The organism is Salmonella sp. A1325, from assembly GCF_056991255.1.
This window is the reverse complement of the sequence record NZ_JAMLWO010000002.1, coordinates 98,833-105,667: the sequence shown is the minus strand read 5'-3', so window position 1 is coordinate 105,667 and position 6,835 is coordinate 98,833. Positions and strand designations below refer to the sequence as shown.

Sequence of the window (6,835 nt, the reverse complement as noted above, 5' to 3'; positions counted from 1 at the left end):
ATATTCTCCGTACTTTCAGCGATGAAGATGCAGATAAGATAGCGGTAATCACCGCTGGCATCAGAAGGATAACGTTGCGTCAGCAACGGCCCATAAGGCGAATAACCTCCCGGATACGTCACTGCCCTGCAATCGCTTTTCCCCTTATCCTGAACACACCTCTTCATCTCTATTAGCGACAAAATCAACCAATTGCGATAAAGTACTGTCTGGTTATTCGGTTTGCGAGAACACGATGTACGCACGTTATGCTGGTTTGATTTTTGATATGGACGGTACTCTCCTGGATACCGAACCCACGCATCGCAAAGCGTGGCGTGAGGTTTTGGGGCGCTATGGTCTTCGTTTTGATGAACAGGCAATGGTCGCGCTTAACGGTTCGCCAACCTGGCTTATCGCCCAGTCAATCATTGAGCTTAACCATGCCGATCTTGATCCCCTGTCACTGGCGCGTGAGAAAACCGACGCGGTAAAAAGCATCCTGCTGGACTGCGTAGAACCACTGCCGCTGGTTGAGGTGGTTAAAGCGTGGCATGGGCGGCGCCCCATGTCGGTCGGTACCGGTAGCGAAAGCGCTATCGCGGAAGCCTTGTTAGCGCATCTGGGGCTGCGTCGTTATTTTGATGCGGTTGTGGCGGCAGATCACGTACAGCATCACAAACCTGCGCCTGACACCTTCCTATTGTGCGCCCAGCGGATGGGCGTCATGCCGACGCAGTGCGTGGTATTTGAAGATGCCGATTTTGGTTTACAGGCGGCGCGGGCGGCGGGAATGGATGCCGTGGATGTTCGACTATTGTGAGTGACGGACTGTCGCTCCTGTCTCTGTTTGCCAGTAGTTTTCTCAGCGCGACGCTGTTACCCGGTAATTCTGAGGTGGTTTTGGTTGCTATGCTGGTCTCCGGCGTCAGTCATCCTTGGGTCTTAGTCTTAACAGCAACAATGGGTAATAGCCTTGGAGGGGTAACTAACGTTATTCTTGGGCGTTTCTTTCCGCTGCGCAAAACGTCGCGCTGGCAGGAAAAAGCGACTGGCTGGCTAAAGCGTTATGGCGCAGCCACACTATTATTAAGCTGGATGCCGGTCATCGGTGATTTGTTGTGCCTGTTAGCGGGATGGATGCGCATCCCGTGGGGGCGGACGATCTTTTTTTTGTGTCTTGGTAAGGCGCTGCGCTATGTTGCGCTCGCAGCGGCGACGGTTCAGGGCATGATGTGGTGGTAATAATTGTAGGTTTGGCATGTATGGCCGCCATTACAGTTATGCTTATTAAAACGATTTGGACAGGCGGGAGGTCAATTTGATCCCGGACGTATCACAGGCTCTGGCCTGGCTGGAAAAACATCCTCAGGCGTTAAAGGGGATACAGCGCGGGTTAGAGCGCGAAACGCTGCGTGTCAATGCTGATGGCACGCTGGCGACAACAGGTCATCCTGAAGCGTTAGGTTCAGCGCTGACCCATAAATGGATTACCACGGATTTTGCGGAAGCCCTACTGGAGTTTATTACGCCAGTCGATGGCGATATCCAGCATATGCTCACTTTTATGCGCGATCTCCATCGGTATACGGCCAGGAAACTGGGCGATGAGCGGATGTGGCCATTAAGTATGCCCTGCTATATTGCGGAAGGGCAGGACATAGAGCTGGCGCAGTACGGCACATCCAATACCGGGCGCTTTAAAACGCTCTATCGCGAAGGGCTGAAAAATCGTTATGGCGCTTTGATGCAAACCATCTCCGGCGTACATTACAATTTTTCATTACCGATGGCGTTCTGGCAGGCGAAATGCGGCGTTACGGAAGGCGAAGCGGCAAAAGAAAAAATTTCTGCCGGCTATTTTCGTCTGATTCGCAACTATTACCGTTTTGGCTGGGTCATCCCCTATCTGTTTGGCGCGTCTCCGGCCATTTGTTCCTCTTTCCTGCAAGGGAAGCCAACCACATTACCGTTTGAAAAAACGGACTGCGGTATGTACTACCTGCCGTATGCGACGTCGCTGCGTTTGAGTGATTTGGGCTATACCAATAAGTCGCAAAGCAATCTCGGAATTACGTTTAACGATTTGCATGAGTATGTGGCAGGTCTGAAGCGGGCGATTAAAACCCCTTCCGAGGAGTACGCGCGGATTGGTGTGGAAAAAGACGGTAAGCGGCTACAGATTAACAGCAACGTTCTGCAAATTGAAAATGAGCTGTACGCGCCCATTCGTCCCAAGCGCGTGACGCGCAGCGGCGAATCGCCTTCTGACGCGCTTCTGCGTGGTGGTATTGAGTATATTGAAGTTCGTTCTCTCGATATTAACCCGTTCTCACCGATCGGCGTAGACGAGCAACAGGTGCGCTTCCTCGATCTGTTTATGGTCTGGTGCGTATTGGCCGATGCGCCGGAAATGAGTAGCGATGAGCTGTTATGTACGCGTACTAACTGGAATCGCGTTATTCTGGAAGGGCGTAAGCCGGGCCTGACGTTAGGCATTGGCTGTGAAACTGCGCAATTCCCGCTGCCCAAAGTAGGAAAAGATCTCTTCCGCGATCTGAAACGCGTGGCGCAAACGCTGGACAGTATCCACGGGGGAGAGGAGTATCAAAAGGTGTGTGACGAGTTGGTCGCCTGCTTTGATAATCCTGAACTGACATTCTCCGCCCGGATCCTACGGTCTATGATTGATGAAGGCATTGGCGGCACCGGGAAAGCGTTCGGTGAGGCTTACCGTAATCTGTTACGCGAAGAGCCGCTGGAGATTTTACAGGAAGAAGAGTTTATTGCTGAACGTGACGCTTCAGTACGTCGTCAGCAGGAGATTGAGGCGGCGGATACCGAGCCGTTTGCCGCGTGGCTTGCGAAACACGCCTGACCCAAAAGAAAAAGGCCACTCACGGAGTGGCCAAAATTTCATCGCTGAAAACAGGGATGATGATAACAAATGCGCGTCTTTCATATACTCAGACTCGCCCCGGAACAAAGAGTTCAGTTTATTTTTAAAAAATTATCGGAGGTGACTAAATGCCATTATTAGATAGCTTCGCAGTCGATCATACCCGGATGCAAGCGCCGGCGGTCCGGGTTGCAAAAACGATGAACACCCCGCATGGCGACGCAATCACCGTGTTTGATCTGCGTTTTTGCATTCCGAACAAAGAAGTGATGCCGGAAAAAGGGATTCATACGCTTGAGCATCTGTTTGCTGGCTTTATGCGCGACCACCTCAACGGTAACGGCGTTGAGATTATCGATATCTCGCCGATGGGCTGCCGCACCGGCTTTTACATGAGCCTGATTGGCACGCCGGACGAGCAGCGTGTTGCCGACGCCTGGAAAGCGGCGATGGCGGATGTGCTGAAAGTGCAGGATCAAAACCAGATCCCGGAGCTGAACGTTTACCAGTGCGGTACGTATCAGATGCACTCGCTCAGTGAAGCGCAGGACATTGCCCGTCATATTCTGGAGCGTGATGTGCGCGTGAACAGCAATAAAGAGCTGGCGCTGCCGAAAGAAAAGCTGCAGGAACTGCATATTTAGTCTTATTGGTAAGCGTTTCCAGTATTTAAATTAACCCCGGTTTATGGCCGGGGTTTTTTATTGCTTAATATAATTTACGTTTATTATATTTGCGGCGAGAATACATTTTAAATTAAGTAATGCCTGGCCTGTTAAATAATAAAATGTGATCTGGCAAACAGAAAAGGCGGATAACTCACGATGCCAGAGTGTATTGATCACATAAACTAAAAATCATAAATAATTAATAGAAAAACATAATGGAATGCGCCAGATATCCAGGTAATAACAAGACTCTACTAATAGCCGGTCGATGGGGTTTTTAGCAAATCTTATCTGGTATACATCAAACTTAAGGGATAAAAAATGAAGGCTAAATATTTGGCGCTGATGATCGGTGCTTGCTTTTCTCATAACCTTTGGGCAGCGAATAATATCACTATTGAGCAGCGTCTGGCTGAACTGGAACAACGTGTTGTTAATGCTGAAAAACGGGCATCCGATGCCGAGGCGCAAATTCGCTCGTTGAAACAGCAGCAGGTCGCCGCTACGCCGACGGTGAATGTCCAGTCTGCCGAGCCCATTGCAGCAGGTAAAACGCCGCCGAAGCTGACCTTATCCGGATTCAGCGATATTAAGTTCTATGGCGATGTCGAATTTAATATGGATGCGGCAAGCCGTTCCGGTAGCCTGACCTCGATGAGAACGTCAGCAAATAAAGATTGGGCATCAGGAACCAATGAATGCTGGGATATTAACGGGCGCCTGTTGCTGGGCTTTGATGGCTACCAGCGGCTGGACAATGGTAATTTTGCCGGATTCTCTGTACAGCCTCTGGCGGACCTGACCGGAAAAATGAACCTTGATGATGCCGTTTTCTTCTTTGGTCGTGAGAATGACTGGAAAATTAAGGTTGGTCGTTTTGAAGCCTACGATATGTTCCCGCTGAATCAGGATACATTTATTGAATATTCGGGGAATACAGCGAACGATCTTTACAGTGACGGTTACGGCTATATCTATATGATGAAAGAAGGACGGGGACGTAGCGACAGTGGGGGTAACTTCCTGCTGAGTAAAACCATCGACAACTGGTATTTCGAAGTTAACACATTGCTGGAAAATGGCAGTACGTTATATACCGAGAAGCAGTACCATGGAATGGATTTAACCAACGATAAAAATGTGGCTTACGTCCGTCCGGTTATCGCCTGGCAAAACGGGCGTTTTTCAACGGCGATAGCGATGGAAAGTAACGTCGTTAACAACGCCTATGGCTATTATGAGAATGGGAAGTGGATCGATCAGTCAGATCGTACGGGCTATGGTTTTACCATGACCTGGAATGGTCAAAAAACTGACCCGGAAGATGGCGCAGTGATTAACCTGAATACCGCCTATATGGATGCGACCGATGAGACAGATTTTACCGCTGGAGTGAATGCGCTGTGGCATCGATTTGAACTGGGTTATATCTATGCGCATAACAAAATCGAAGCCTTCAATGCTACCAATATCGATGCCGTTTGTGAGGACGATTGCTGGATCACCGATCCCGGCAATTATGACATTCACACTATTCATGCCTCATATTTATTCCCCAACGTGATGGATATGAAAAACTTTAACATCTACCTCGGTGCCTATGCTTCATGGGTAGAGGCCAATCCGAATAATGGCGATAACAGTGAAGATGCGCGTTACGGCGGGCGTCTGAGATTCAAATATTTCTTCTGATTGTTGGTCTACTAAAAAAGGGATCCGCAGATCCCTTTTATCAGATAGTTAGTGCGCGCCGCCACCGCCGCCGCCCGCACCGAAGGGCGGTTTGGCGAACCACACCAGGCCGAGCAGCACCAGGAAGATCCCCGCCGACATCCAGAAGATTTCGTTGGCGGAAATAATCAGCCCCTGATTCGTGATTTGCTGGGCTATCCAGCCTGACGCCTGTTGGTGCGTCATCCCTAAGCCTTCCAGTTTATCGTACATAGCCTGAGCGTTTGGATTATACGCCGTAATCGACTCCGTGAGCTGAGCATGGTGTAGCGACTCACGATCGGTCCACATAGTGGTGGTAATCGAGGTGCCGATGGAGCCCGCCAGCGTTCGCGTGAAGTTCGACAGGCTTGATGCCGCCGCCAGCCGTTCGGGCGGTAGCCCGGAGAGCGTAATGGTGGTCAGCGGCATAAAGAAGCAGGCGACGGCAAATCCCTGAATAAACTGCGGCCATGCGGAAGCGCCGAAATCCATACCCGGTTCGAACGTCCAGGCGCGCCAGTAAAAACAGACGGCGTACATAATGAAGCTGAACGTGACCAGCCTGCGCATATCCAGTTTATGCGCGAAGCGTCCGATAATCGGCGACAAAATTACCGGAATAATGCCGACTGGCGCCGACGCCAGACCTGCCCACGTTGCGGTATAGCCGTACACCTCTTGCAAAAGCTGCGGCAGTAGAACAATGGCGCCGAAATAGAGCATATAGGCAAGGCTGATGCACAAGCAGCCAATAGTGAAGTTACGCGATTTAAAAAGAGAAAGATCGACGATAGGGTGATCGTCGGTCAGTTCCCAGACGATCAGGAAACTGATGGCGATGACGGCGACCACGGTCAGAATGATAATTTCCTGCGAGGAGAACCAGTCCAGCTCTTTACCGCGGTCGAGCATAATTTGCAGGCTGCCGATGCCAATCACCAGTAGCGCCAGACCGACGGCGTCAATACGTCGCCGTTCGGTATGCGTTTCACGTCCGCGCAGCGTGTGTAACGTCATCAGGACGACGGCGATGCCAATCGGCACGTTGATGAAGAAAATCCATCCCCAGTGGTAATTATCACTGATGTAGCCCCCCAGAATCGGGCCGCAAATCGGCGCGACAATGACGGTCATTGACCAGAGCGCCAGCGCAATGGAGCGCTTTGCAGGCGGATAGTTATTCAGCAACAGGCTTTGCGAGAGCGGAATCAGCGGCCCGGCGACCACGCCCTGCACCACGCGGAAGAAGATCAGCATATTCAGGCTGCTGGATACGCCACAGGCCCAGGAGGCCGCGGCAAAGGCGACCGTCGACCACATGAACAGTTTGACTTCGCCAAAACGTTTCGCCAGCCAGCCGGTTAAGGGAATCGAGATAGCGTTCGCCACCCCGAAAGAGGTGATAACCCATGTCCCCTGGCTTAGGGAAGAACCCAGGTTCCCGGCGATGGTCGGAATCGCCACGTTGGCAATGGTGGAGTCCAGCACCTGCATGAATGTCGCCAGCGACAGCGCGATCGTCATGATGACGAGCTGCGCGCCCTCCAGCGGTTTTTGCTGTTGCATCACACGCACC

Annotated in this window: 6 protein-coding genes; 5 read left to right on the top strand and 1 reads right to left on the bottom strand. The window is 51.2% G+C overall.

Features of this window, described 5'->3' with window-relative positions:
- Positions 1-235: 235 nt before the first annotated feature.
- The 5 genes from yqaB (at position 236) to NAZ64_RS04385 (ending at position 5,238) form a co-directional block, all read left to right on the top strand.
- Positions 236-802 (top strand): fructose-1-phosphate/6-phosphogluconate phosphatase, encoded by a 567-nt coding sequence (gene yqaB, locus NAZ64_RS04405; protein ID WP_000271296.1) that lies wholly within the window; start codon positions 236-238, stop codon positions 800-802.
- Positions 799-1,224: a YqaA family protein gene (locus tag NAZ64_RS04400; RefSeq protein ID WP_001279499.1), complete on the top strand. Its 426-nt coding sequence runs from the start codon at positions 799-801 to the stop codon at positions 1,222-1,224. The genes yqaB and NAZ64_RS04400 overlap by 4 nt, the downstream gene beginning before the upstream one ends.
- Before the next feature lie 76 nt (positions 1,225-1,300).
- Entirely contained in the window at positions 1,301-2,857 is a 1,557-nt protein-coding gene (gshA, locus tag NAZ64_RS04395) for a glutamate--cysteine ligase (RefSeq protein WP_000611821.1), read from the top strand.
- A 149-nt stretch (positions 2,858-3,006) separates the two neighbouring features.
- The gene (luxS, locus tag NAZ64_RS04390; RefSeq protein WP_001130194.1) at positions 3,007-3,522 is read left to right on the top strand and encodes an S-ribosylhomocysteine lyase; all 516 of its coding nucleotides are present in this window, start codon (positions 3,007-3,009) and stop codon (positions 3,520-3,522) included.
- 345 nt (positions 3,523-3,867) lie between these two features.
- A complete protein-coding gene (locus NAZ64_RS04385; RefSeq protein ID WP_483640878.1) occupies positions 3,868-5,238 on the top strand; it encodes a carbohydrate porin in 1,371 nt (456 codons plus the stop codon).
- A gap of 48 nt (positions 5,239-5,286) precedes the next feature.
- Here the strand turns inward: NAZ64_RS04385 and emrB are convergent, their stop codons facing one another.
- Positions 5,287-6,825 (bottom strand): multidrug efflux MFS transporter permease subunit EmrB, encoded by a 1,539-nt coding sequence (gene emrB / locus NAZ64_RS04380; protein WP_001187297.1) that lies wholly within the window; start codon positions 6,823-6,825, stop codon positions 5,287-5,289.
- Positions 6,826-6,835 lie beyond the last annotated feature (10 nt).

Bases quoted from the DNA above. Each gene is read 5' to 3' on its own strand.
- luxS (WP_001130194.1), top strand. From the start codon at position 3,007: ATGCCATTATTAGATAGCTTCGCAGTCGATCATACCCGGATGCAAGCG.
- NAZ64_RS04385 (WP_483640878.1), top strand. From the start codon at position 3,868: ATGAAGGCTAAATATTTGGCGCTGATGATCGGTGCTTGCTTTTCTCAT.
- emrB (WP_001187297.1), bottom strand. From the start codon at position 6,825: ATGCAACAGCAAAAACCGCTGGAGGGCGCGCAGCTCGTCATCATGACG.
- yqaB (WP_000271296.1), top strand. From the start codon at position 236: ATGTACGCACGTTATGCTGGTTTGATTTTTGATATGGACGGTACTCTC.